This is a genomic window from Sulfitobacter sp. HI0129 (genome assembly GCF_001635395.1).
Classification (GTDB): Bacteria; Pseudomonadota; Alphaproteobacteria; order Rhodobacterales; family Rhodobacteraceae; genus Sulfitobacter.
In genome coordinates this window covers 1-537 of the sequence record NZ_LWGH01000010.1, presented here as the reverse complement: position 1 = coordinate 537, position 537 = coordinate 1, and the positions used below count along the sequence as shown (strand labels likewise).

Annotated in this window: 1 protein-coding gene; it reads left to right on the top strand. The window is 65.7% G+C overall.

From position 1 onward, the window contains the following. Positions 1-537 (top strand): TRAP transporter large permease subunit (locus tag A3764_RS00180; protein ID WP_161487470.1); only part of this gene is annotated, 537 nt, incomplete at both ends.

Genomic DNA, 537 nt, shown 5'->3' with positions numbered 1-537 from the left:
TCCTGCTCTGGACGCTCTTTGGCTGGAACTGGAACCCGGCGGCCTCGGCCTTCGCGGCCAGCTTCGCCACGATCCTGATGTCGCTGGTCCTGCCCAGCATGCGCCGCCCGGCGCGCGCCTATGTCCGCACCTTCGTGGAAGCGGGCGAAGCCACGGTGTTCATCGCGATCATGTGCGCCATTGCCGGGATCGTCGTGGGCTGCCTCGGCCTGACCGGCCTTGGGTCGAGCCTGTCGCAGAACCTCATCGCGGCCTCGGGCGGCAGCATCTGGCTGCTCCTGATCTTCTCGGCCATCGGCTGCATCATCCTCGGGATGGGGGTGCCGGTGACGGCGACCTATATCATCCTCGTGATCCTGATCGGCCCGGCCTTCGAACAGCTCGGCATCAACAAGATGGGCGCGCATATGTTCATCTTCTACTTCGGCACGCTGTCCTTCCTGACGCCGCCGGTCTGCCTGTCGGTCTTCGTGGCCTCGTCGATTGCGCGCTCCGCTCCGATGAAAACGGCGCTCGAGGCCCTGAAGCTCGCGGTGG